The 23,671-nt window shown below is 59.1% G+C and carries 25 protein-coding genes and 2 pseudogenes; 18 read left to right on the plus strand and 9 right to left on the minus strand.

The features are described from left to right. The first annotated feature begins 355 nt into the window (after nucleotides 1-355). From CAF90_RS11855 to CAF90_RS11870, 4 genes are all read left to right on the plus strand, one after another. Entirely contained in the window at nucleotides 356-886 is a 531-nt protein-coding gene (locus CAF90_RS11855; RefSeq protein WP_085607011.1) for a Bro-N domain-containing protein, read from the plus strand. Nucleotides 887-1,000: 114 nt separating this feature from the next. Further along, nucleotides 1,001-1,714, plus strand: a complete 714-nt coding sequence (locus tag CAF90_RS11860; protein ID WP_085606476.1) for an HNH endonuclease signature motif containing protein — start codon at nucleotides 1,001-1,003, stop codon at nucleotides 1,712-1,714. Nucleotides 1,715-1,866: 152 nt separating this feature from the next. After that, on the plus strand, nucleotides 1,867-2,190 hold the full coding sequence (locus CAF90_RS11865) for a hypothetical protein (protein ID WP_085607013.1): 324 nt from the start codon (nucleotides 1,867-1,869) through the stop codon (nucleotides 2,188-2,190). Between the two features lie 57 nt (nucleotides 2,191-2,247). Continuing rightward, nucleotides 2,248-3,234 (plus strand): hypothetical protein, encoded by a 987-nt coding sequence (locus CAF90_RS11870; protein ID WP_085606478.1) that lies wholly within the window; start codon nucleotides 2,248-2,250, stop codon nucleotides 3,232-3,234. A 3-nt stretch (nucleotides 3,235-3,237) separates the two neighbouring features. Here the strand turns inward: CAF90_RS11870 and CAF90_RS11875 are convergent, their stop codons facing one another. Continuing rightward, on the minus strand, nucleotides 3,238-4,434 hold the full coding sequence (locus CAF90_RS11875; RefSeq protein ID WP_085606480.1) for a hypothetical protein: 1,197 nt from the start codon (nucleotides 4,432-4,434) through the stop codon (nucleotides 3,238-3,240). Between the two features lie 63 nt (nucleotides 4,435-4,497). Beyond that, a complete protein-coding gene (locus CAF90_RS11880; RefSeq protein WP_085606482.1) occupies nucleotides 4,498-5,313 on the minus strand; it encodes a sulfite exporter TauE/SafE family protein in 816 nt (271 codons plus the stop codon). A gap of 112 nt (nucleotides 5,314-5,425) precedes the next feature. On the opposite strand from CAF90_RS11880, the gene CAF90_RS11885 reads away from it, so the two are divergent. The 3 genes from CAF90_RS11885 (at nucleotide 5,426) to CAF90_RS11895 (ending at nucleotide 6,968) form a co-directional block, all read left to right on the plus strand. Beyond that, nucleotides 5,426-6,193 (plus strand): helix-turn-helix transcriptional regulator, encoded by a 768-nt coding sequence (locus tag CAF90_RS11885; RefSeq protein ID WP_085606484.1) that lies wholly within the window; start codon nucleotides 5,426-5,428, stop codon nucleotides 6,191-6,193. A 93-nt stretch (nucleotides 6,194-6,286) separates the two neighbouring features. Next, nucleotides 6,287-6,604: a hypothetical protein gene (locus CAF90_RS11890; RefSeq protein ID WP_085606486.1), complete on the plus strand. Its 318-nt coding sequence runs from the start codon at nucleotides 6,287-6,289 to the stop codon at nucleotides 6,602-6,604. A 43-nt stretch (nucleotides 6,605-6,647) separates the two neighbouring features. After that, on the plus strand, nucleotides 6,648-6,968 hold the full coding sequence (locus tag CAF90_RS11895) for a helix-turn-helix domain-containing protein (RefSeq protein WP_085606488.1): 321 nt from the start codon (nucleotides 6,648-6,650) through the stop codon (nucleotides 6,966-6,968). A 49-nt stretch (nucleotides 6,969-7,017) separates the two neighbouring features. Here the strand turns inward: CAF90_RS11895 and CAF90_RS11900 are convergent, their stop codons facing one another. Both CAF90_RS11900 and CAF90_RS11905 read right to left on the minus strand, forming a co-directional pair. Next, nucleotides 7,018-8,535, minus strand: a complete 1,518-nt coding sequence (locus tag CAF90_RS11900; protein ID WP_085606490.1) for an amidase family protein — start codon at nucleotides 8,533-8,535, stop codon at nucleotides 7,018-7,020. A 112-nt stretch (nucleotides 8,536-8,647) separates the two neighbouring features. Then, a complete protein-coding gene (locus CAF90_RS11905; RefSeq protein WP_085606492.1) occupies nucleotides 8,648-9,721 on the minus strand; it encodes an MBL fold metallo-hydrolase in 1,074 nt (357 codons plus the stop codon). 214 nt (nucleotides 9,722-9,935) lie between these two features. Between CAF90_RS11905 and CAF90_RS11910 the strand changes: the two genes are divergently transcribed. From CAF90_RS11910 to CAF90_RS29855, 4 genes and pseudogenes are all read left to right on the plus strand, one after another. Then, complete coding sequence (locus CAF90_RS11910; RefSeq protein ID WP_085606493.1) at nucleotides 9,936-10,544, plus strand: TetR/AcrR family transcriptional regulator; 609 nt, start codon at nucleotides 9,936-9,938, stop codon at nucleotides 10,542-10,544. Nucleotides 10,545-10,690: 146 nt separating this feature from the next. After that, a complete protein-coding gene (locus CAF90_RS11915) occupies nucleotides 10,691-11,743 on the plus strand; it encodes a diguanylate cyclase (RefSeq protein ID WP_085607015.1) in 1,053 nt (350 codons plus the stop codon). Between the two features lie 265 nt (nucleotides 11,744-12,008). Beyond that, nucleotides 12,009-12,692 (plus strand): annotated as a pseudogene (locus tag CAF90_RS29850) (PAS domain-containing protein); the annotation flags it as partial. Between the two features lie 108 nt (nucleotides 12,693-12,800). Then, nucleotides 12,801-13,238, plus strand: a pseudogene (locus CAF90_RS29855) (methyl-accepting chemotaxis protein); the annotation flags it as partial. Between the two features lie 6 nt (nucleotides 13,239-13,244). Here the strand turns inward: CAF90_RS29855 and CAF90_RS11925 are convergent. Then, nucleotides 13,245-14,186, minus strand: a complete 942-nt coding sequence (locus CAF90_RS11925; protein WP_085606495.1) for a LysR family transcriptional regulator — start codon at nucleotides 14,184-14,186, stop codon at nucleotides 13,245-13,247. Nucleotides 14,187-14,201: 15 nt separating this feature from the next. Here CAF90_RS11925 and CAF90_RS11930 point away from each other — a divergent pair, with 15 nt between their 5' ends. Both CAF90_RS11930 and CAF90_RS11935 read left to right on the plus strand, forming a co-directional pair. Continuing rightward, entirely contained in the window at nucleotides 14,202-14,909 is a 708-nt protein-coding gene (locus CAF90_RS11930; protein WP_085606497.1) for a CTP synthase, read from the plus strand. Continuing rightward, the gene (locus CAF90_RS11935; protein ID WP_085606499.1) at nucleotides 14,906-15,220 is read left to right on the plus strand and encodes an antibiotic biosynthesis monooxygenase; all 315 of its coding nucleotides are present in this window, start codon (nucleotides 14,906-14,908) and stop codon (nucleotides 15,218-15,220) included. Before CAF90_RS11930 ends, CAF90_RS11935 begins: the two co-directional genes overlap by 4 nt. A 147-nt stretch (nucleotides 15,221-15,367) precedes the next feature. Here the strand turns inward: CAF90_RS11935 and CAF90_RS11940 are convergent, their stop codons facing one another. Further along, entirely contained in the window at nucleotides 15,368-15,694 is a 327-nt protein-coding gene (locus CAF90_RS11940) for a DUF2025 family protein (protein ID WP_085606501.1), read from the minus strand. Nucleotides 15,695-15,911: 217 nt separating this feature from the next. On the opposite strand from CAF90_RS11940, the gene CAF90_RS11945 reads away from it, so the two are divergent. Next, the gene (locus CAF90_RS11945) at nucleotides 15,912-17,039 is read left to right on the plus strand and encodes a glycerophosphodiester phosphodiesterase (RefSeq protein ID WP_085606503.1); all 1,128 of its coding nucleotides are present in this window, start codon (nucleotides 15,912-15,914) and stop codon (nucleotides 17,037-17,039) included. Further along, the gene (locus CAF90_RS11950; protein ID WP_085606505.1) at nucleotides 17,039-17,722 is read left to right on the plus strand and encodes a helix-turn-helix domain-containing protein; all 684 of its coding nucleotides are present in this window, start codon (nucleotides 17,039-17,041) and stop codon (nucleotides 17,720-17,722) included. Before CAF90_RS11945 ends, CAF90_RS11950 begins: the two co-directional genes overlap by 1 nt. A 1-nt stretch (nucleotide 17,723) precedes the next feature. Here CAF90_RS11950 and CAF90_RS11955 read toward each other — a convergent pair whose 3' ends face one another. Next, entirely contained in the window at nucleotides 17,724-18,602 is an 879-nt protein-coding gene (locus CAF90_RS11955) for a sterol desaturase family protein (protein WP_085606507.1), read from the minus strand. Nucleotides 18,603-18,754: 152 nt separating this feature from the next. Here CAF90_RS11955 and CAF90_RS11960 point away from each other — a divergent pair, with 152 nt between their 5' ends. Continuing rightward, the gene (locus CAF90_RS11960; protein WP_011335562.1) at nucleotides 18,755-19,060 is read left to right on the plus strand and encodes a PepSY domain-containing protein; all 306 of its coding nucleotides are present in this window, start codon (nucleotides 18,755-18,757) and stop codon (nucleotides 19,058-19,060) included. 60 nt (nucleotides 19,061-19,120) lie between these two features. On the opposite strand, the gene CAF90_RS11965 is transcribed toward CAF90_RS11960, so the two are convergent. Then, nucleotides 19,121-19,564: a hypothetical protein gene (locus CAF90_RS11965; protein WP_085606509.1), complete on the minus strand. Its 444-nt coding sequence runs from the start codon at nucleotides 19,562-19,564 to the stop codon at nucleotides 19,121-19,123. Between the two features lie 222 nt (nucleotides 19,565-19,786). Between CAF90_RS11965 and CAF90_RS11970 the strand changes: the two genes are divergently transcribed. Beyond that, entirely contained in the window at nucleotides 19,787-20,809 is a 1,023-nt protein-coding gene (locus tag CAF90_RS11970; protein ID WP_085606510.1) for a transporter, read from the plus strand. Between the two features lie 249 nt (nucleotides 20,810-21,058). Next, on the plus strand, nucleotides 21,059-22,672 hold the full coding sequence (locus CAF90_RS11975; protein ID WP_007951093.1) for an inorganic phosphate transporter: 1,614 nt from the start codon (nucleotides 21,059-21,061) through the stop codon (nucleotides 22,670-22,672). 53 nt (nucleotides 22,673-22,725) lie between these two features. On the opposite strand, the gene CAF90_RS11980 is transcribed toward CAF90_RS11975, so the two are convergent. Then, nucleotides 22,726-23,622 carry a LysR family transcriptional regulator gene (locus CAF90_RS11980; RefSeq protein ID WP_085606512.1) on the minus strand — a complete coding sequence of 299 codons (897 nt, stop codon included), beginning with the start codon at nucleotides 23,620-23,622 and terminating at the stop codon, nucleotides 22,726-22,728. Between the last annotated feature and the right edge of the window lie 49 nt (nucleotides 23,623-23,671).

Genomic DNA, 23,671 nt, shown 5'->3' on the forward strand with positions numbered 1-23,671 from the left:
ACCAGGAGCGCCCGCACCTGTCCTTAAAATACAAAACGCCCGATGCGGTGCATCGGGCGTTAGGGTGAAACAGGTGTAAACCTATTTCAGGACTAGACACGGCTGTTTGTACTTTTCCGTCCCTACATTACAGCGCTCAATCTCCTACAGCACTTACAGCCGCTTCGCATTGAAGCCAACTGCAAGCACCTCTAAGATCAATTGCAGGTGCCTAAGAAACACCCAACGTAGAAAGCTTGATCAGTCACACAGACGCATATGCCGTCAGTGGAGCTGCCTCGCTCGTTGGGATTTCTTAAGCCCACTCTACGTTGGGGTCAGGCCCTCCAAAAATCTAAACGTAGAGGTAATGGATATGCCCGATCCTTTTTCTGTAACTGTCTTCTCGCGTCACAACCTCGCTCTACATGCCCTTCTGCTCGAAAACCAAACGTGGTTCTGCGCCCGCGATGTCGGCCGCTTGATGGGGTTCCATCTGTGCGAACGCATGGTCAACAAGCTAGATAAGGATCAACGTCGCGTTTTGTGGATTGAGTATTTTCGGCAACCCGAAAAGCAGCTGATGCTCAGTGAGTCCGGTGTGTATGCGCTGCTGGTGTATCACTACGTCCCGGGGAACCGGTTGTTGCGGGAGTGGTTGACTCTGCAGGTGGTGCCGGCCTTGCGTGATGCAGAACACTCGGGACATTCAGATCGGCCGATGTTGAGTTTGTTGGATTGGCCGGAGATGTCGTTGAGCCTGCTGCATTGGCAGGATGAAGGCTGGATTCGGCTGCGGGATATGCCTTATCTGCTGAACGATCAGACGCAACGACGGACACCGGAGAAGCCTTGGTGGAGAAAGGTTGCGCAGGTGTTTCAGTCTTCGAGGCATTCCATGGGCTAGTGATGGTGGCTGTAGGACTTCGCGAGATCCGTCGTTATTTTCTGTAGGAATTTTCGTAGACATCTGTGATGGCCACTCAGTATCGTCCGAGGGTTTTCAACCCTCGGCGATTGTATGGACACGGAAAAAAGTAATAGCGATTGGAGTGACGTAGAGATTCAGGCTGCGGTCGATGCCTACCTCAAAATGCTGGCACGCGAGCAGAGCGGCCAGAAATTCGTCAAGACTGAGGAAAATCGCATTCTGCGTGAAGGCCCACTAGCCGGTCGGACGAAGGGCTCTGTCGAATTTCGGATGCAGAACATTTCTACCGTATTGGTAGAGCTGGGTCGAAAGCGTATTGAAGGCTACAAACCTGCCAAGAATGTTGGTGCGAATGTAGCGCGTAGCATCCGTAAGGCACTTGATGCTTCCACCGTTCTGACGCTTGAAGACTCTGATCCAACTGCGGACGAGGCATTGCTGGAACAACGCGCGGCTAAATTTCAGCGAAAGCAATTTGATTACGTCCCCAAAGGGATTAAGACACCTCTCCAAACGACGTCTACCAGAAAGGTTTACTTTCGTGATCCCGAATTAAGGGGCTGGGTTCGTCAGGAAGCCAATGGGAAGTGCGAAGGTTGTGGCGAAGAATCGCCATTTAAGAAGGATGGGGAACCGTTTCTGGAAGTGCATCACGTTAAGCATATGTCGCAAGAAGGATCGGACCAGCCTTCGAATGTCGTGGCGCTGTGTCCCAACTGTCACCAACGTTGCCACCATTCGGATGACAGAGAGGCTTTCACTGCTTGGCTGTATGACAACGTTGGAAGACTAGAAAAGGAATAATTGCGGCTTGCTTCACTAACCGCATTTGCTGGTTTTGGAGCGGCATCGCAGCCCAGCGGGAGCATGCTCCCTCGCCACAATTTTTGTGTGCTGCTGAACAAGGATTACCGTGACCGAGAGCCCCCTCGACCACACATATGGACGAACATCACATGCAGAAACCATCCACGGAATCGACCACCCCGGGTCAATCCCGACTCCTGACCGCCTCATTTCTAATCGCCTTTTTCGGCCTTCTGCTTATGGCCTTACGCATCGTTCAAAAGAACGAAATCATGGCTGTCGGAGCAGTCTGGTTCGCAAATGCGATAACCATGGTGCTGCATGTTATTTATTGGAAGCGTTATGGCCTGTCCGTTGGCTTCAAAATCGCGGTTGTGATTCAAATCGTCATTACGATTCTGCCCTTCCTGTTTGGCAATCTCGGTTTTATAGCTGTTCTCCTGATGCTGGGTGGCGAGATCCATTACTGGTAACCAACCCCACCACCCGCTATTAATACCCCTCCCCCACTCAAGGACCCGAGCCCCACCATGAAATTCGACCTCGCCTACTGCCTCAGCCTCGACGACAAACTGTCGATCTATGACGTTCGCGATCTCAATTTCGATGAGACGGTGGCGTTCGATTCTGCGAAGGAACACTTCCAGTGCCCCAACGATGCCTGTCGTTCGGCGTTCAATGCTTCCAACGAGTTGGGTACGTTCAACGCCAAGAACGTGAATTACGTGCGCACGCCGCACTTCAAGAATCTGCCCGGTACGCAGCATGTGGCGGGTTGTCCGTATGTGAGTTTGAAGACGTCGGCGTCGGGGGTTGAGGCGGCGGATGGGGAAGCGGATGACGGGCGGGAGGAACATTTCCCGTCGGAGTTGTTGCTGACGCGTCGTGAGTATGTGCGCAAGCCTGCTGCGCCAGCGGGGGCGGCGGATGTGTTGCGGGATGATCCGGTGCGGGTGGCGACTACCCCCTCAAAAGAATCGCCGAGTCGTGAGACGGCGCCGGACAAGACCAGTGTCTTTGCTCATCCCGTGGAGTGTTTTGTGTCGAACTTCGCGGACAAGGATTTGCTCAAGCGCATGCCGTTGAAGATTGGCGAGCATACGGCGTCGTACAGTTCGTTCTTCAAGAAGATCGAGTATTTGATGGACAACAAGGGGCTGATTTACTGGGGCCGGATCAAGAAGATCGAGGACTTCCACAGCGCCAGTTTCCGGATCGATTTCGAGGATAAGGTCTGGTTCAAGAAGCCGGATGACAGCAAGAAGAAGCCTTATCCGGTCAGTGTTTATCTCAACAAGAAGCTGATCGACAACTACCGCAAGCGCAAGGCGTTTCTGGAAGAGATCAAGCACGCCATTGATAGCGACAAAGAGCTGTTCTGTTTCTTTTATGGTGTGACGCCGGAGTTGAAGCAGGTGCCGGGCAAGAAGAACCCCGAAAAGCCTTTCGAGGTCTTCAATGCCAATATCGAGAACCTGGATCACTTCATCATTCGTGAAGCACCGGGGCTGGCGTGAAGGTTAGCCCTGGGGCAGTTGTAGTTTGACGGCGCCGGGGTGTTGTTTGATGAGCGAGTACGGCAGGACTGACCAGTCCGGCGCATCGCAGGCGCGGGCGACGCGAGCGAAGTAGGCGCCCAGGTACAGACCTTTCGGGGTGAAGTGCCAGGACGGATAACCCCAGATGCTTTCATCGGTGTAGTCGCAACTGTCCTCATCGCCCTCCGGCGGTTTCTTCATTTCCTCGGGGTACAGCGCGGTGAGTTGTTTGATCAGCCACGGCACCAGCACTTCGCGCTGATAAGTCGAGCGCGCTGCACTTTCTTTTTCGTTCAGCGGCTGATCGCCCAGGCTGTCGCGCTCGGCGTGCAGCAAAGGTTTGCCCTCACCTACCCACAACACATCTTCCAGCGACAACGGATGGCCGGTGTTCACGTCGATGTTGAGCGGCGAATCGCCGAAGTCCGGATGTGCGCCGCCGCAGTAATAACTGGTCGAGATGTTCAGGCTGACTACAGCCGGCGAGATCAATTGCGGTTCTGCCTGCTGCATGAACTCGACGTTCTCCCCGCCCTGCAACTGGCAGCCGTGATAGCTGATGACTTCGCTCCACAAGCGCCCGAGCAACTGTTGGTTGACCCGTTGCAGGTCATCTTTCGGCAGGCCGGACTCCACGGTAAACAACGCAATCTTCGACTCGGGCTCCGTCCACCATTGCAGGGTGTAGCCCATGAAATCTTCTTTCTTCGTGGCTTTGAGTTTGAGCCCCTGTAGCCGCAGATATTCGTACGGTTCGCTGGCGGGCAGCGTGGCGATGAAGGGCAACGTGGTGGAGGTCGGCGCTGCGAGTTTGGCCTCGGAGAGTTGTACCGCAAGTTTTTTTCCCTGAGGGCTTTGCCATTCACCCTGCCAGCCGTCGGCGGTTTCCTCCAGCTTGAGGGTCGGCAGCGGCTTGTCATCGCCGTAGCGATTGTTGCCCTCGACCAACGTCAGCGTGCTGTCCTGCAACGCGCCACTGAGGGGCAGATCACGGTGATACTTCTCGTAGAAGTAACGACCGGTCACTTCGTCCTGCTGCTGGGTATTGAGCTCAACCACAATCGGCGTCTTGCCCAGCGTGCCGGTAAACACACGTCTTCCGTCATCAGCCTGAGCGGTGGAAAGCAGTGAAAACAGCACGGCGGTGTATGGCGCCAGGCGCAACAGTCCCTTGAGCATGGATCGATCCCTGAGTGAATAAGGCTGCGGAGTATGCAGAGGATGCGCGCAGGAATCGAGGTGCTACTTCAGTGTCATGCCCAGCATCACGACGATGAGTAGCGCGATATACACCCACGCATGCACCCGATCCGGTATCCGTCCGATCCATGGCGTGGCCAGTCGAATCCCCAGCATCGAGCCCAGCGTCAGCACCGCAAACGCCAGCAGATCCACATATCCGACAAACCATGGCCCGAGGTCTGTCTCGCTAAACCCCGCAATCAACATGTACGTCAGCGTTCCCGCCAGTGCCACCGGCACGCTCAACGGATTGGCCATCGACGTCGCCTGCGACATGCTCAACCCGCAACGCCGCAATAACGGCACGGTCATGACGCTTCCTCCTACACCGAGAAAGGTCGCGATGGCGCCAATGCCTACACCGCCGCCAGACGTTTCCAGTGTTCCCAATCGCCGTGGGATGGCGCCTTCGGACTGCGTAAGAAATCCGCGTCGCAACAGGCAATCGACAATCGTCACGCCGAGGTAGGCGATGAAGGCATAACGAATGACTTCGCCGCTGACCCACACCGCTGCGATTGCACCGACGACCGCGCCCAATCCGATGAACCCGCCCAAGGGCCACAGGTAATCACGGATGAGGTTGCCGGCGCGGCGATGTTTACCGGTGGCGACCAGTGCGTTGACGATCATCACGCAGGTCGAGGTGGCGACGGCGATGTGCATGGCGGACTGGCTGATCGGGTCGTCGGCGCCGTGGTTCGCGGTGAGCATGCGGTACAGCAGAGGCACGACGACGAAGCCGCCGCCGAAGCCGAAGAGCACGGCGGTGACGCCGGTCAGGCAGCCGAAGAGTGTCAGCAGGAGGTAGAACATGGCGCGTCGTCCGTTGTTTGGGAGCGGTCGACGATAGAGCGGCGGCGCTTGGCCTGCTTCAGCAAGTCAGCCAATAATGTTTGCGTTTACGCCAACTGCTGGGTGCCGCTCGATGCGCAATGTTTCGATCAATCTGCTGGATGACACGCCGCGCCCGGTGGTGGCGATCGGTACGGATTATTCCCACGGCTATCTGTTGCCACGTCATACGCATCGGCGGGCGCAATTGTTGTACGGCGCGACCGGGGTGATGCGGGTCAGTACGCATGACGGTAACTGGGTGGTGCCGCCGCAGCGGGCGGTGTGGATTCCGCCGGGGGTAGCGCATGAGGTGTTGATGTTGGGGGTCAGCACTCGCAGTTTGTATATCGAGCCGGAGGCCGTGGATCTGGGTGAGCGTTGTCAGGTGATCAGTGTGTCGCCGCTAGTGCGGCACTTGTTGATGGAAGCCGTGGAGCTACCGCTGACCTATGACCTGGCCGGGCGTGACGGCGTGCTGATCGACTTGTTGCTGCATGAATTGGTGCGCAGTGCTCCATTGCCGTTGCATATCCCGCTGCCGCCTGACGGAAGACTGCTCGAACTGTGTCAGACCTTTCTGCATCAGCCGAATGCCCACCAATCACCCCAGCATTGGGCCGATCGGCTGCACGTAAGCTTACGCACCTTCAACAGACTGTTTCGTCAGCAGACCGGCCTGAGTTTCAGTCAATGGCGCCAGCGCGCCTGCGTGGTATTGGCGCTGGCACGTCTGGCGGCGGGTGAAGCGGTGACGCGAATTGCCCTGGATTTCGGCTATGACAGCCCGGCGGCGTTCTCGACGATGTTCCGCCGGATCCTCGGTCAGGCACCGTCCGTCTGGTTGGAGGCGGCGAACTAGGGCAAATCAAAAAATGCGTTTGATCCCGGCCGAAAACAACTGTACAAAAACACAGTACATTTTCCATCAGCACTCTCGAGCCCGGAGCACACCATGGCCTCTTCAGCGATGAACCTCATCCTCGAACGTATCGCCCTTTTCCAGTTCACCCCGACCCATTGCGCCCAGGCCCGAGGGATGTTGGGCTGGAGCGTTGAACAGTTGTCGCGAGAGGCCAGGGTTTCAGTAGGCGACATTCAGCGATTCGAAGCGCAGCAGGACGTGGCGGATGAGGTGCGGCTGGCGTTGACCTATCGGTTTGAGGCGCAGGGGTTGGTGTTCTTTCCGGGGTTTGCGCCGGGGCGTGGGGGGAATGTCAGAGGTGCGATGCCCACGTCGGTTGATCACGAAACTTATGCAATGGCTGATTAAAAAGACCCGTTGAGGTCGGCCCACACGCGGAAGGAACTCGAAATTGATTGGAATCGAAGAAAGCAGCGGGAACATCTACGAGGATCTAGAGATACCAAACGCCAATGAGATGAGGATCAAGTCACAGCTTTCCGCAAAGATCGGTGAAATCATCAAAGCGCGTCATCTCACTCAATCTCAAGCTTCTGAAATTTTGGGGCTGTCACAACCCAAGCTGTCCGAAATGCTGAGAGGAAAATTCCGCGGAATCAGTGAAGCCAAGATGATGGAATGCCTTTCCCACCTCGGCCGAGATGTGCAGATTGTGGTCAAACCGGCCCCCCGCTCTCGCAAAGAGGGCCGAATTGAGGTGGTGTTCGCTTGATACGGCAGTGCTTCAAATATTCGAAGACAACACAGTGCCAGCAAGGAGTTTAATCCTTGAACCCCGGATGACGCAGTTCCATCGAAGCCTGTTCGTAGCTGTACGCCATGGCAAACAACTGTGGCTCGCTCCACTGCTGGCCGTAAAAGAACACGGAGGTCGGCGTGTCGTCATCGCTCATGCCCGAGGGCAAGGTGATTGCCGGGTAGCCTGCGGTGGCGGCGGAGAACTGGGAAAAGCCGTCCGATTCGGCGAACAGGGCATCCAGATTGTGCTCACGCACCTGCTCATCGATAGCGTCTTTGAAGTTCTGGCTGATGGTGGTAATCAGTGCGGTCGCCTCCTGATGGGAAAGCGCCGATGCGTTGATGGCCTCCAGCGTCTGCTGGCCGTGTTGCTCCTCACCGGGGTTGGCCTGGTTGAAGTCGATCAGCGTCTGTAATGAATTGATCGGCAGTCCCTGGCGGCTGGCGAGATATTCGGGCAGTTCGTGCTTCATGCCACCCATCAGGCCGTTAACGTAGTTATCGATGTCCGGCAGACGCACAGTCAGCGGGACCAGCGTAGCGCCCTGCTCTTCCAGGGTGGCCATGGCGGCAAGCATCTCCAGACTCGGCTTCAGTACCGTATCGTGGGACCCGGTGTACGCAATCGGATAACCGATCCGTTTGCCTTTCAAGGCTTCACTGGAAAGCAGTGCGGTGTAGTCAACGCCAGTTGGGGCATCGGCAGTCGCGCTGTCCGAGGTGTCAATGCCTTGCATGACATTGAACAGCAGCGCGGCATCCCGCACGGTGCGGGTCAGCGTGCCCGGCGTGTCTTGCAAGCGGGTGATCGGCACGATGCCGGAACGACTGAATAATCCCAGCGTCGGTTTGACGCCAACCACACCGGTGGCCGACGCCGGGCAACTGATCGAACCATTGGTTTCAGTCCCCAACGCCAGCGGAGTGAAACCGGCGGCGACCGCTGCCGCCGGGCCGGAACTGGAACCACAGGTGCTTTCACTCAGCACATGAGGATTTTTCCCCTGGCCGCCGCGCCCGCTCCACCCCAAGGGCACGGCCATATCACGCATCCCTGACCACTCGCTCATGTTGGCCTTGCCCAAAAGAATGGCGCCGGCATCGCGCAGTTGTTTAACCGTAAATGCATCTTGAGCTGCCGGTTGCCCGACCATGGCCAACGAGCCGGCACTGGTTTGCATGCTGTCGGCAGTATCGAAGTTGTCCTTCAACAGAACAGGAATGCCATGCAGCGGACCACGGAGTTTGCCTTGCGCACGCTCTTCATCCATCGCGGTCGCGATGTCGAGAGCCTGAGGGTTCATTTCGATGATGGCGTTGAGTGTCGGGCCTTGCTTGTCCAGATCCGCAATGCGCGTGATCAGATGTTGAACCAGTGCGACCGAGGTCAGTTCGTTGCTGACCATCATTGCACTCAGCTCGCTGGCGCTGGCGTATTCAAGTGTTGCACTGGAGGGCGCCGCGAAAGCGGCGCTGCTGGTCAGCGAAAGCAGGATGGCCTGCGCCAGCGTGTTCGCGCTGCGTTTAAAGCGAATTTTCATTTTCTAGTCCTTGTTTAAGCCAATCACGAGTGAGTCATTTCACTCGCGACCAAGCCTACCGAAGCCGCAGGAAACGGCTGTCAGCAACAAGAACCAGTGCTGGTAGGAAAACTCACCCAGCCTTGTAGCCGCTACAAGCAACGCGCCCTTTTTCTGACATCTCCTGTTCCATTTCCAACCACCACGCGTCCCCACGTTGCGGTTCCATCAGGTTGAATGCCTCGCCCATTTTCGGCGTGGTGATCGACACGCTGCGCTCCCAGGCCAAAGCAAGAATGCGGTCGAAGGGCTCATGCCAGGCGTGCATTGCCAGGTCGAACGTGCCGTTGTGGATCGGGAACAGCCAGCGGCCCTTGAGGTCGATGTGGGCCTGCAGCGTTTCTTCCGGTTGCATGTGCACGTAAGGCCATTCGACGTTGTAGGCACCGGTCTCCATCAGGGTCAGATCGAACGGGCCGTACTGTTCGCCGATGCGTTTAAAACCGTCGAAGTAACCACTGTCACCGCTGAAGAAAATCCGCGTGTCGCCGTCGATGATCACCCACGAAGCCCACAGGGTCTGGTTGCCATCGAACAGGCCACGTCCGGAGAAGTGCTGCGACGGGGTGGCGATGAAACGGATGCCGGCGACTTCTGTGCCCTGCCACCAGTCGAACTGGCGAATCTTGTCGGCATCGATGCCCCACTTGATAAGGGTGTCGCCGACGCCCAGCGGGGTCAGGAACACGTTGACCTTGTCCGCCAGTTTCAGCACCGCTTCATAGTCGAGGTGGTCGTAGTGGTTGTGCGACAGGATCACCGCTTCGATCGGCGGCAATTCATCGATGCTGATCGGCGGCTGATGGAAGCGTTTCGGCCCGGCCCATTGCACCGGCGACGCACGCTCGGCGAACACCGGGTCGGTGATCCAGAACTTGTCCTGCAGTTTGAGCAGCAAGGTCGAGTGACCGAGGCGATAGACGCTGTGGTTGGGCGCCGCGATCAGATCCGCGCGGGTCAGTGGCTGCACCGGAATGGCCGCCGCCGGCCGGGTATTGCGCGGTTTATGGAAGATCATGTTCCACATGATCCGCAGCATCTTGCGCACACCTTCGCGCTGCACCGGCGCGTGGTTGCGGAATACGCCTTCGGCCTGACGCGAAGGTTCAGGGGTTTGACTGCCCGCAGAAGCAATGGATTTGGCCATGATTGAATGACTCCGGAAACACCGCGCAATTCACGGTTTTCCACGGTGGGACGATAAATGGCCAAGGCACGCACGCATCAGCCGGACATCTGGTTTTAGGGTGCACCGATTAACGCAACATTACACTGATCGGTGTAGTTTCTAGGTTGCATCAAACCTGATGACAAGTAAACTGCCGAGTGTAATTTCACCCTTTTCCTGCCGAATCGAATTTATGACAGCTCCCCAGCGCCTCACCGACCGTAAACGCGAAGCCATCATCCAGGCCGCGATCACCGAATTCCGTACTAACGGTTTCGAGGTCACCAGCATGGACAAGATTGCGGCCACGGCCGGGGTATCCAAGCGCACGGTGTACAACCACTTTCCGAGCAAGGAAGAGCTGTTCGCCGAAATTCTCAACCAGTTGTGGGCACGGATCAGCACCGAGCAAGCCGTGTCGTATCAGCCTGATCAGCCCTTGCGCGATCAATTGCGAACGATGCTGCTGGCCAAACTGCAGATGATGGCGGACGACAACTTCATGAATCTGGCGCGCGTCGCCATCGCGGCCGCGATCCACTCGCCGGAGCGTGCGCAGAACATGGTGGCGCGCATGGGCGAACGTGAGGAAAGCGTGACCGTGTGGATTCGCGCAGCCCAGGCGGACGGTCGGCTGAAACCGGTCGATCCGGAGTTCGCCGCGCATCAGGTGCAGGGATTGCTGAAGACCTTTGCCTTCTGGCCGCAGATCTCCATGGGCCAGCCCTCCCTCGACAGCACAGCGCAAAATGCCGTGGTCGACTCTGCTCTGGACATGTTCCTGGCCTGCTATCAGCTCTAGACAAGGCCTGCGCCACGGTAAATGGCTCACAAGGACACTGAATTTTCCCGCTGGAATAAATGACAATGTCTGTCATTGGCCGATGAACGGTCTGTCTGAAGTATTACACTGCAAAGTGTTTCAGAATGAATCTGGCGCAGAACATCATGGAAAACCAACGCGGCAAAGGCTTGTCATTCGCCAGGCGCATTTATTTGCCACGGGCCATCGGATTAGGCATCGGTTTTTTCAGTGTCGGTGCCGCGCTGTATCCGTTGAACATGCCGGGCTGGCTCTGGGCGTTGTTGCTGTTCAACGGTTTTCTCTGGCCGCACGTGGCCTATCAATGCTCGACCCGCTCGGCTTTTCCCTATCGCGCCGAACGCCGCAACCTGCTCTATGACTCGGTGTGCGGTGGTTTCTGGACCGCGTGTTTCCAGTTCAATCCGCTGACCACCGTGACCATCCTGTCGATGATGACCATGAACAACGTGGCCGCCGGCGGCCAGCGTCTGTTCCTGCTCGGCGCCCTCGCCCAGGTGATCGGCGTGCTGCTGGGCTGGTCAGTGTTCGGCGTCCATTTCACCCTGACGGCCACGCAGACTCAGGTCTGGGCCTGCCTGCCGATGCTGACGCTTTATCCGCTGGCGCTGGGCATGGTCTGTTACCGGTTGGCGATCAAACTCGCCGAGCACAAACGCAGCTTGAGCGCCCTGAGCCGCACCGACAGCCTGACCGGCCTGCTCAACCACGGCGCCTGGAAAGACCTGCTACACCTCAAGTTCCAGCAATGTCGGCAGCACAATTCCCAAGCCATTCTGGCGCTGATCGACATCGATCATTTCAAGTCGATCAACGACAGTTACGGACACATCGTCGGCGATGCGGTGCTGCGGCAATTGAGCCGCGAGCTGAAATTCGTGCTCGATGAAAGCGAGCTGGCCGGGCGGTATGGCGGCGACGAATTCTGCGTGATCCTGCCCAACCTGCCGCTGAACAAAGCCGAAGCGCTGATGGAGCGACTGCGTCAGGGAATGGATCGTTACCGCCATTGCGACGTCCCCGAGCTGCGCGTCAGCCTGAGCATCGGCCTCGCCCGTTATCAAGCTTCTTACGCCGACGCCCTTGAGTGGTTCGACGATTCCGACAAGGCGCTATACGCGGCCAAGCACACGGGACGTAACACAATCAGCGTAGCGTTGAGTCGATCCAACGCTTGAAAAAACTTGTACAAAATTGAGAAAAATCGATTTCTTGTACAAGTTTATAAAGTTTTGTATAAGTGAATTCGCCAGCCGGGATGCTGGCACACTGCTTCCAGCCATTGATATATCTGGCTGGCTGACGCGGAAACAGGGAACCCACCTCCAGCCCTATTTCCAGAGTGCCATGAGCATGATTTTCAACCGTCACAAGACTGCCCTCGTCGATCTCCAAGACACCATCAACCAACAAGCCGGCCTGCTGGAGGCGATCAACCGCTCCATGGCAGTGATCGAATTCGACGTCGACGGTGTGGTTCTGCGCGCCAACGACAACTTCCTGAAAACCATGGGTTACACCCGCGAACAGGTGATCGGCCAGGCCCATCGCCACTTCTGCTCGCCAGAGTTTGCCCGTGGCAATCAGTACACCGAGTTGTGGTCGCGATTGAAAAGTGGCCAGTTCCAGTCTGGCACCTTTGAACGCATCGACAGCCAGGGCCGTCCGATCTGGCTCGAGGCCAGCTATAACCCGATCAAGGATGACTCGGGTCGCGTGGTCAAAGTGGTCAAGTACGCCATGGATGTCACCGCCAAAGTGCAGCAGGAAAGCGAAGCCAATGCGAAATTGCAGGCGATCGACCGCGCCATGGCGGTGATCGAATTCGATCTCGACGGCAATATCCTCACCGCCAATCAGAATTTTCTGACGCGCATGGGCTACACCCTTGCCGAACTCAAAGGCAAACATCACCGTTTGTTCTGCCCCGCGCAACTGGTCAACAGCAGCGCCTATCAGGATTTCTGGCGCCGGTTGAATCAGGGCGAACTGTTTCAGGGCCAGTTCGAACGCATCGACAAACGCGGTCAGACCGTGTGGCTCGAAGCCAACTACAACCCTGTCTATGACGCCGCTGGCCGATTGTGCAAAGTGGTGAAGTTCGCCTCGGACGTCACCGCCCGCGTCGAGCAGCACGAGCAGGATGCACGCAGCGCCAGCGCCGCCTATCACATCTCCGTCGCCACCCGAAAAGTCGCCGAGCAAGGTACGCAAGTGATCCAGCAAGCGGCCAGTGAAATGCGCGACATCGCCGACGACATTGCCGAATCCTCGACCTTGATCGCGCAACTGGGCGAGCGCTCCGAACAGATCACCGCCATCGTCAACACTATTCGCGCGATTGCCGATCAGACCAACCTGCTGGCCCTGAATGCCGCCATCGAAGCCGCCCGTGCCGGCGAGCAGGGTCGTGGCTTTGCCGTGGTGGCGGATGAAGTGCGGCAGCTGGCGGCGCGCACCAGCGGCTCGACAGCGGAAATTTCCAACATGATCGGCCTGATCCAGAGCGAAACTCGTCAGGCGATCAAGAGCATGGAGGGCACCCAAGGTCGCGCGGCGCAAGGTGTCGAACTGGCGAATCAGGCCGGCACAGTGATTCTGCAGATTCGTGACGGCGCCAGCGAAGCCGTGGAGGCCGTGAGCATGTTCGCCAATGACCGGGCGCCGGGTTAAACACGATCACGGCAAACGCAGCGCCCGCCCCAGTTCATCGAACAGCGTGACCACCGAGCGCAACGCGCGGCAGTCCGGGCGGGTCAGCAGCCACAGCGCGGTGTCGTAACCGTGCAAGGGTTCGCTCAGGGCTTGCAGCCCTTCATTGATGAGAAAGTCCGGCAACGCCGCCACGCCAAGCCCCGCGCGGACCAGTTCGGTCACGGACAGCATGCTGTTGCAGCGATAGCTCGGTGTCACACCCGGCAACTGCTGACGACGCCAGGCGACGGTCGGGTGATCGGGCAGAAAGTCGTCCGGGGCGATCCACGTCAGCGCTGCCAGATCGGCCGCTTCAACATTTTGTAGATAACGCTGACTGGCGCAGACCCGGTAGGAAATCTTCGCCAGCTCCCGTCCGACCAGATGCTCCGGCGGTGTACGCGTCAGGCGCAGGGCGATGTCGGCATCGCGGCGGCTGAGGTTGGCGAAATCATTGGAAGTGCTCAGCTCGATGGTCAGCGCCGGATAGTTCGGCATGAACTGCGCCAGCGCCGGTAGCAGCAGACCTTGCAACACCGAATCGGTACAGGTCAGGCGCACCGTGCCGCTGACTACTTCGCCGCCCTGCTCCACACCAATACGCGCAGCTTCGAGTGCCTGCTCGGCACGTTCGGCCTGCTCGGCCAGGGTCTGCGCGAGGCTGGTGGGCAGATAACCGGCGCGGCTTTTTTCGAACAGTTGCTGGCCGAGTGATGCTTCCAGTCGGCGCACGGCGCGAAACACCGTCGATACATCGACCTTCAACAGCTGCGCGGCCCGGGCCAGAGAGCCTCCGCGCACTAAAGCGAGGATCAGGGCCAGATCCGGGAAATCAAGTTGGTATTGCGTGGCTGCATTGATCACTTGGGCAAACGCCAATTTAGAGTGCGTGAACGCCAATCTATAGTGAGCGTCATCCCTCAACAAGCACAGCGAGTACTCATGGAATCCAGAGCCCTGCGCATCGCCCTGATCGGTGATTTCGATCCGCAAGTCACTGCCCACCAGGCCATCCCGATAGCCCTAGGACTGGCGGCGGAACACCTTCGCCGTCCGGTCGAATTCGAATGGTTGGCCACCGACCGAATCCTGCCCGAGACGCCGCTGGAACATTTCGACGGCTTCTGGTGTGTCCCGGCCAGCCCCTACAAAAGCGAAGTCGGTGCCCTGCGGGCCATCCGCTTTGCCCGCGAGCAGCAGCGCCCTTTCCTCGGCACCTGCGGCGGTTTTCAGCATGCCGTGCTGGAGTTTTCCCGCAACGTGCTGGGCTGGGCCGATGCCGAGCATGGCGAAACCTCACCTGACTCCAGCCGTGCGGTGCTCACACCGCTGACCTGCTCGCTGGTGGAAGCCGTGGACAGCATCCATCTGGTGCCCGGTTCGTTGATCGCCATGGCGTACGAAACGTCGGAGATTCACGAAGGCTATCGCTGCCGCTACGGTGTGAATCCGCAGTTCGAACGGGAGTTGCTGACCCATGAACTACACGCCGTGGGGCACGATTCGGCAGGCGATCTGCGCGCCATCGAACTGAAAAACCATGTGTTCTTTGTCGCCACACTGTTCCAGCCGGAACGTGCAGCGCTCAAAGGGCAATTGCCACCACTGGTGCGGGCGTTTGTTGAAGCCTGCTCGGAGCAATGTCGATGAAACCGAACACTGAGTGTTTCGCCGTGATCTTCACTTCGACCCGCACCGAAGGTGACAACGGCTATGCCGAGGCTTCCGAGCACATGATGCAGTTGGTTGCCGAGCAACCGGGGTTTCTCGGTATCGATTCGATCCGTGGGGCAGACGGAGTGGGGATTACGGTTTCGTACTGGGAGAGTGAGGCGGCGATTCTGGCCTGGCGCGAGCATCCGGAGCACCGGGTGATTCAGGCGCGCGGGCGGGCTGAATGGTATTCGGCGTTTCAGACGCGAGTGTGTCGGGTGGAGCGGGAGTATCGGTTCGGCCAGTGAGTATTGAGGTGTACTCACTGGCCCTTTCGCGGGCAAGCCCGCTCCCACAGGGTACTGCGCTGTTCTCAAGATCACGCGGTACCTGTGGGAGCGGGCTTGCCCCGGGCGGCGTTCCGACGAAGAGGCCGCAACAGTCGCAACAGAACCTCAGCCCTTCACCAGACTGCGCACCGCCTCAATCTCCGGCACTTCGCGTTTACTCATGTAAACGCGCAACGGCTCGGTGATGTTGATCCGGTCATCGATGTTCTGATTCAGCAATAACTGGATCAGCTCACGCTTGAGAGTCATGGTCTGTTCGGTGGCCGGTGCCCAGACGAATTCGCTGCACGGAATGATGCCGTCATCGGCCACGTCCATGCCGAACGAGTCCTCACTGAAGCGCACGATGTACTGGCCGGTCTTGCGGTTGAGGCCGACAAAGCCTTTGAGGTCGTCGGCAGCCTGGCAGATGAGTTGCGATGTGATACGCATGGTAAACCTCACGAAAAGGATCGATGGTCTACACGCAGGGCAATGAGTGGCGCGCCCTCTGCCGGTGCGGTTGCCGTGGCCAAGCGTACTGCAAACAAACGCACAAAAGTGCGGAAATTTTCGCTTTCAGTACGTTTATGTCGGTCTTGCGATAGCACGTTTTCGTTTGAGTTGCTAAAAGGGACATCTTCGAAAATACCTGCGAAAGGACCTCGACATGCCCGCCACGTTTACCAAAAGCGCTCTGCTGCTGAGCCTGATGCTCGGCCTCGGCCAGGCCCACGCTGCCGCCCAGCCAAGCCCTGTTGCGCTCGCTGCCTCCGAGGGCATTCCGCACCCGGCGGTGATCGCCCACCGTGGCGCGTCCTTCGATGCCCCGGAATCCACCGCCGCGTCCTACAAACTGGCGCGCGACCTGGGCGCCGATTACCTGGAAATGGACTTGCAGCGCAGCAAGGACGGCGTGCTGTTCGCCCTGCACGACGACAACCTGCAGCGCACCACCGACGTCGCCACCAAGTTCCCGGAGCGCAAGGACAGCCCGGCCAATGCCTTCACCATGGCCGAACTGAAAACCCTCGACGCCGGCAGCTGGTACAACGCCAAGTACCCGGATCGCGCGCGTCCGTCCTACGTCGGTCTGAAGATTCTGACCCTCGACGAAATCATCGACATCGCCCAGGCCAATCCGAAGCACAAGCCGGGTCTGTACATCGAAACCAAGGAGCCGAAGCTGTTCCCGGGGATCGAGCATGACCTGAAGGAAAAACTCCAGGCCCGCGGCTGGCTGATCCCGGCCGGCGCAAAACCGGCTAAAAACGTCGCCAGCGTCGGCGAGAGCAACGGCAAGGTGATCCTGCAGACCTTCGAGAAGAGCAGCCTTGAAATGCTGCAAAAGGAAATGCCGCAGGTGCCGAAGATCCTGTTGCTGTGGGTCGGCGAAGGCAGCATCGAGCCGAAATCCAAAGTGACCTTTGCCGAATCCGGCGAGAAGGACAAGAACGCGTTCTACGGCAAGCAGGAGCCGAAATCCGAAGCCGAGTTCAAGCAATGGATCGACTACGCCAAGGCCCAGGGCGCAATCGGCACCGGCCCTTCGGCGAAGCTGACCCACGGCGGCGATCAGAGCTATTCGGATCTGGTGCAGCCATGGATGAACAAGTACACCCACGACAAGGGTCTGCTGGTGCACGTCTACACCGTGGATGAGCCGGTGGACTTCGAAAAAGTCATGGCCTCTGGTGTCGACGGCATCTTCACCAACCGCGCCAGCGAGCTGCTGAAATTCTACAAACGCCCTGCCGCCGCCAGTGTGGATCAGGTGTTGAAGAACAACGGCTTCTGATGCAACCGGACACCCCTTGGACAGGCCGCCTCTGGCTGGGGCACGACCATGGCCTGATCCACGGGATGTCGGGGCGCACTGCGCCCCACTCCCACTATGCCCACCAACTGATTCTTGCCCCTGACCGCCCGGTGACTGTGCTGGTCGAGGACAACCCCGTCACCACTTCCCGCCTGCTGATTGCCTCGCAGACCCGGCATGCGATTGTCGAAGCGCCGGATCCTGTGTTCACCGTTTACGCCGAACCGTTGCGGTTTGATGCCGATACATTGCGCGATGCGCTGTTCGACATCGAGTGGTCGCTGCCGGCGCTGGATCTCGCCATTGGCCAATGCCCGCGTCGCCCACTGAATGACCCGCGAATCGAACGGGCCCTCGCCACCGTCGACGCCTTACTGTCGAGCAAAGTCCCCGCCAGCGCCGTGGCCGATTCCGCCCATGTGTCGCTGAGCCAGTTGCAGCGGTTGTTCGTCAGTCAGGTCGGTTTGCCGGTACGGAGACTGGTCTTGTGGCGGCGGTTGCGGCTGGCGATGGCGGCGATTCTGGCGGGCAGCCCGGTGACCGATGCTGCTCACGCTGCCGGATTTGCCGATTCGGCGCACTTCTCCCGCAGCCTGAAAAAACTCTTCGGCGTGACGGCGCGTCAGGCGTTGCAGCACATCGAATTGCGCTTGCTGGATTGACTCAACGTCGCAAGCCCTCCGGCACTTTCGGTTCGTTGCCCAACGCTGCCGGCTCGAACGGATCGAGCAACTGCGCCACGTAGTCACGGGGAAAATCCGGACGACTGCCGATGCCCAGATCGCCCTCGCCGATCCGGTAATCCTTAGTGCAAAACCCAGTGCCCAACAGCCAGTCCCACAGGGTAAAGAACAGCCCGAAATTGACGTCACCGGCGCGCCCGTACTTCATGTGATGAAATCGGTGCAGAGGCGCCCAGGCGAAAATCCAGCGCAACGGGCCAATACGCATGTCGACGTTCGAATGCTGCAACAACAGCTGGATCGCAATGGCAAATGCCAGCAACACCGCCACCTCGGACGGAATGCCCAACACCAGCAACGGCAACAACCCCGCCGTCGCCTCCAGCAGTTGATGCAGCGGATGCTTCATCAAACCGTTGAACCCGTAGAGCCGCTCGACGCTGTGATGAATCGCGTGCAGCCGCCACATCCACGGCACGCGATGGCTGGCGTAATGCATCAGGCTCACGCCCGCATCGGCAATGAAAATCGCCAGCGCCACTTGCAGCCACAACGGCCAGTTCGACGGCCACGCACCGTCAATCGCCAGCAGCGCCACCAGCCCCGGCAATGCCAACAGGCCGAGGGCATTCAGCGCTTCGTTGACCAGCGCGTGCAGCATGTCGCGACGACGATCACCGATGGGACGGTTCCAGTTCACTTCATAAGGCAACAGCCATTCGCCCGCGAACGAGACCGCCAGCGCTAAAACAAAAAGCGCCAATAGCCACAGCAGCGAATACCCCGCCAACCCTATTGCACCGCTAATAAATCCAACCCAGAACAACGGCGCGTACAGCCACGAAAAGATGCGTTTCATGTCCACCTCCATTTATCGAAGGCTGAGCATGAAAGTTTGCGCAGAACCGCAATTGAACAAACGACGCAAACCGGTCGGGTGTTTTTAAGGGTGAGTTAAGTTGCGGCGATTAACCTGAACTCACTTAAACGAATCACCCAAAGGAATAACCGATGAAAACCCTGACTGCCCTGTTTACCGCTGCCGCCCTGACCCTCACCGCTGGCCTGGCCCAGGCTGACGTTCGCGTTGACCAGATCCCGCAACTGGTCAAGGAAGGCAAGATCAAGTCGCTGGAGTCGATGAACGAACAAGCGCTGAAACTGCATCCGGGTGCGACCATTACTGACACGGATCTGGATAACCACTTCAATGGTTATGAGTACGAAGTTGAGTTGCGTACTGCGGATGGCAAGGAGTTTGATGTGGACTTCGATGCGACCACCGGCAAGGTGCTGAGCGACAAGCAAGACACTTGATTGGCTGATAAAACAAAGCCGCACGACTTTTGGGTTGTGCGGATTTTTTGTGTCTGCAATTTATGCGGAGGTACTGACCAGCGAGCCAGACGTACTCGAATCCGAATCCTGCAAAGCCGCCAACAACGCCGCCGTCGCCGTCTGCAACGAAGCCGAGGTCGTAGCAATCTGCGACTGCGCAGCCGCAACATCCGCCGCCTTGGCATCCTGGCTTTCCTGCTTCGCCTGAGCCGCTTGCAGCGCCTTTTGCTCTTCCTGCAACTGCTTCTGCAACTCGGCAATCTGCTTGCGCAGTTCTTTCACGGTATCCGACTCATCGCTGCTGGAACTGCTGTCCCCCGCCGGCGCCGCCCCGCCGCCCGCCGCGACTTTGCTGGTGTCGGCTTTCACACCGGTGCTGGCCGCCGCGGTGGTCGAGGTGTCGTCACCGGTGTCGGCAATCGAGGTTTTGCTGGTGGGCGTGGTAACGGTCTGATTGATCGAAACAGACGTGATGCTGACCATGGGAAATCTCCAATGCCGGTTATAGATAACCGGGCATCGGCGGCGGTCTGCACGAATTGAGATCGACTGTGTACCGACTCGGTACCCGAACCGGTACACAGTCACTGGCCGGTCGGATTTCACGTCACCCTGCCGTCACACAACCGTCATGTGACATTGCGATGCTGCGGCTCAGGTGAATCTGCAAATCCCGCGACAGACGCCTCCTCGCAGCGAGCCTTCATGAACCACAGCCTCGATATCAGTCATCGTGATCCTGACCTGTTCGGCCTGCTTTACGGCTTTCGTTTTCGCCCCGGCGAACGTGGGCGCGAGGTGGATTCGGCGACCGCCCTGCGCTGCCTGCAGGACGACAGCGAGGGCGATGAATTTCTCTGGCTGCACCTGAACCTGGCCCACGCCGCGTGCGAGCGCTGGATGAAAAGCCATCTGCAATTGCCCGAAGAGTTTTTCGAAGCGCTGCACGAAGGTTCGCGCTCGACCCGCATCGAGCATGTCGATTCGGCGTTGCTGGCGGTGGTCAACGATGTGGTGTTCAACCTCAGCAGCATGGTGTCGTCGGACGTGTCGACGCTGTGGGTCTGTGTGCGCAGCAAACTGATCGTCAGTGCGCGTCTGCAACCGCTGCACTCGGTGGACAAGTTGCGTTCGTCGGTGAAGTCCGGCGAGTGCTTTCGTTCGCCGCTCGAACTGCTGGTGCACTTGCTGCGCGATCAGGGCGAAGTGCTGACCCAGATCGTGCGCAAGACCAGCATGAGCGTCGATCAGGTCGAGGACGAATTGCTCTCCTCGCGACTGTCGACCAACCGCGCCGAACTCGGTGCCAACCGACGAGTGCTGGTGCGCCTGCAACGGCTGCTGGCGCTGGAACCGGGATCGCTGCTGCGCCTGCTCAACCGGCCGCCGCCGTGGTTGCAGAAGGAAGACGTGAAGGAGTTGCGCAAATCCACCGAGGAGTTCGCGCTGATCATCAACGACCTCACGGCCCTCGGCGAGCGGATCAAGCTGCTGCAGGAAGAGATCGCCGCCAACCTCAACGAACAGAGCAACCGCACGCTGTTCACCCTGACCGTGGTCACGGTGCTGGCACTGCCGATTAACATCATTGCCGGTTTCTTCGGCATGAACGTCGGCGGCGTGCCGCTGGCCACCGATCCGGAAGGGTTCTGGATTCTGGTGGCGCTGGTGGCGACGTTCACCGTGATTGCCGGGCGCTGGGCGTTTCGCAAGCGGCGGGATTACTGACCTTTATTCAGCGCCGCTACAGTCGCACGCTCGTTCCCACGCTCTGCGTGGGAATGCCGCCCGGGACGCTCCGCGTCCCTGTGACGCAGAGCGTCACCTTATGCATTCCCACGCGGAGCGTGGGAACGATCACCGCCTTCAGATCAGCGGTGAAGCTAAAAACCCAAACACTGATCTGTCGCAGCCTCTCTGTAATATTTAGCAACGATCATGGGCGACACTCCTTCCCCCGCTCAGGATTGTCCTCCCATGGCTACTCCCTCCCTGACCGCCAGCCCGGCCCCCGCTGCCAGTGGCAGGCCGGCCCTCGACAAGAAAACCGGCCCGTTCACCTACGTGGTGTTTTTCGCGGTGCTGGCGATGGGGCTGCTGTTCACCGCCTACAGCCTGATGCACGACATGCACGAACTCGGCACGGTGGTCACCACCTGGACACCGTTCCTGCTGCTCGGCGTGGCGCTGTTGATTGCGCTGGGCTTCGAGTTCGTCAACGGTTTCCACGACACCGCCAACGCCGTCGCCACGGTGATCTACACCCATTCGCTGCCGCCACATTTCGCGGTGGTCTGGTCGGGTTTCTTCAACTTCCTCGGCGTGCTGCTGTCGAGCGGCGCGGTGGCGTTCGGCATCATCGCCCTGCTGCCGGTGGAGCTGATTCTGCAAGTCGGTTCGTCCGCCGGTTTCGCGATGATCTTCGCCCTGTTGATCGCGGCGATCCTGTGGAACCTCGGCACCTGGTGGCTGGGCCTGCCGGCCTCGTCGTCGCACACGCTGATCGGTTCGATCATCGGCGTCGGCGTGGCCAACGCGCTGATGCATGGCCGCGACGGCACCAGCGGTGTGGACTGGGCCCAGGCGACCAAGATCGGTTATGCGCTGCTGCTGTCGCCGCTGGTGGGTTTCGGTTGTGCGGCGCTGTTGCTGCTGGCGCTGCGTGCGTTCGTGAAGAACCGCTCGCTGTACAAAGCACCGGAAGGCAACACCCCGCCGCCGTGGTGGATTCGCGGTTTGCTGATTTTGACCTGTACCGGCGTGTCCTTCGCTCACGGTTCCAACGACGGCCAGAAAGGCATGGGCCTGATCATGCTGATTCTGGTCGGCACCCTGCCGATGGCTTATGCGCTGAACCGCACCATGCCGGAAGAACAGTCGCTGCAATTCGCCGCCGTCGCCCAAGTGACCCAGCAAGCACTTGTGAAAAGTGCGCCACTGCCGGCTCCGGCCGATCCGCGCGCAGTGCTCTCCGACTACGTGCGCAGCAAGGAAGCCACGCCGCAGCTGATCCCGGCCCTCGCCTCTCTGACCGGACACATCGGTGAAGAAGTCAAAGGCTACGGCTCGCTGGCGAAAGTCCCGGCCGAGGCCATGGGCAACGTGCGCAACGACATGTACCTGGCCAGCGAAACCATTCGCCTGATGGACAAGAACAAGGTCGGCACCTTCGACGCCGACACCAGCGGCAAGCTGCAACTGTTCAAGCAACAGATCGACAACGCCACCCGGTTCATTCCGCTGTGGGTGAAGATCGCGGTGGCGATTGCCTTGGGGCTGGGCACCATGGTTGGCTGGAAGCGGATCGTGGTCACGGTCGGCGAGAAAATCGGCAAGACCCACCTGACCTACGCCCAAGGCGCTTCGGCTGAAACCGTGGCGATGCTGACCATCGGCGCCGCCGACATGTTCGGCCTGCCGGTGTCGACCACTCATGTGCTGTCCTCGGGCGTGGCCGGGACCATGGTCGCCAACGGTGGCGGTTTGCAGATGAAGACCATCCGCAATCTGCTGATGGCGTGGGTGCTGACGTTGCCGGCGGCGATTCTGCTGTCGGGCAGTCTGTATTGGCTGTTTACCCAGATCTTCTGATCCAGCCGAATCCCTGTGAGAGCCTTTACTCCCACAGGGATTTGCGGCAGAAATCAGAGCGTCGAACGAATCAAATCCCCCAGCCAGTCCATGAACACCCGCACCCGCAACGGCAGATGACGCTGCCTCGCGTACAACAGTGAAATGCCCATCGCCGGCGCGGTGTATTGCGGCAGCACCGTCACCACCTCGCCGGTATCCAGATAGGTGTTCATGCCGGTTCGCGGCACCTGGATCAGACCGAATCCCCCAAGGCACGCCGACTCGTACGCATCGGTGCTGTTGACCGTCACGCTCCCGGCCATCGGTACGCGGTGCACTTGCCCGTCCTGCTCGTAGACAAACCCTTCCGAACGCGAACCCAGCACACCGACGTAGTGCACCAGCCGATGCTGCGCCAGATCGTCCAAGGTCTGCGGCACGCCGTAGCGTTCGAGATACGCGGGGCTGGCGCAGTTGATCATGCTGAAGTCCCCCAGGTGCCGCGCCACCACCGATTGATCGGGCTGCGCGCCGATGCGCACCACGCAATCGAAGCCTTCGGCGAGCAGGTCGACCCGGCGATCGGTGCTGCTGATTTCCAGCTCCAGGTTCGGATGGCGGGCCGTGAATTCCGGCAGCTTCGGCATGATCAGCCGCCGCGACAGAATGTTCGGCATATCGACCCGGATCCGCCCGGTCAGCGACGCTTCGTCCTGGCGAAACAGGTTCTCGATTTCGTCCATGTGCGACAGCAGATCCTTGCTTCGCTCGTATAGCGCAAGGCCGTCCTGAGTCGCCTGGACCTTGCGCGTGGTGCGTTGCAGCAGGCGCGTGCCGAGCAGGCTCTCCAGCGCTTGCACCTGTTCGGACACCGTCGAGCGCGGCAGCCCGAGACTCTCCCCCGCCATCGTGAAACTCGACAATTCGCTGACCCGGACAAAGGTGTGCAGCAGTTCCAGTTTGTTCATGGGCCACCCATTGATTGTTCGGACAATCCGACCAGTGATTCCGGTTTCA

Source organism: Pseudomonas sp. B37(2017) (assembly GCF_002112885.1).
Lineage (GTDB): Bacteria > Pseudomonadota > Gammaproteobacteria > Pseudomonadales > Pseudomonadaceae > Aquipseudomonas > Aquipseudomonas paraglycinae.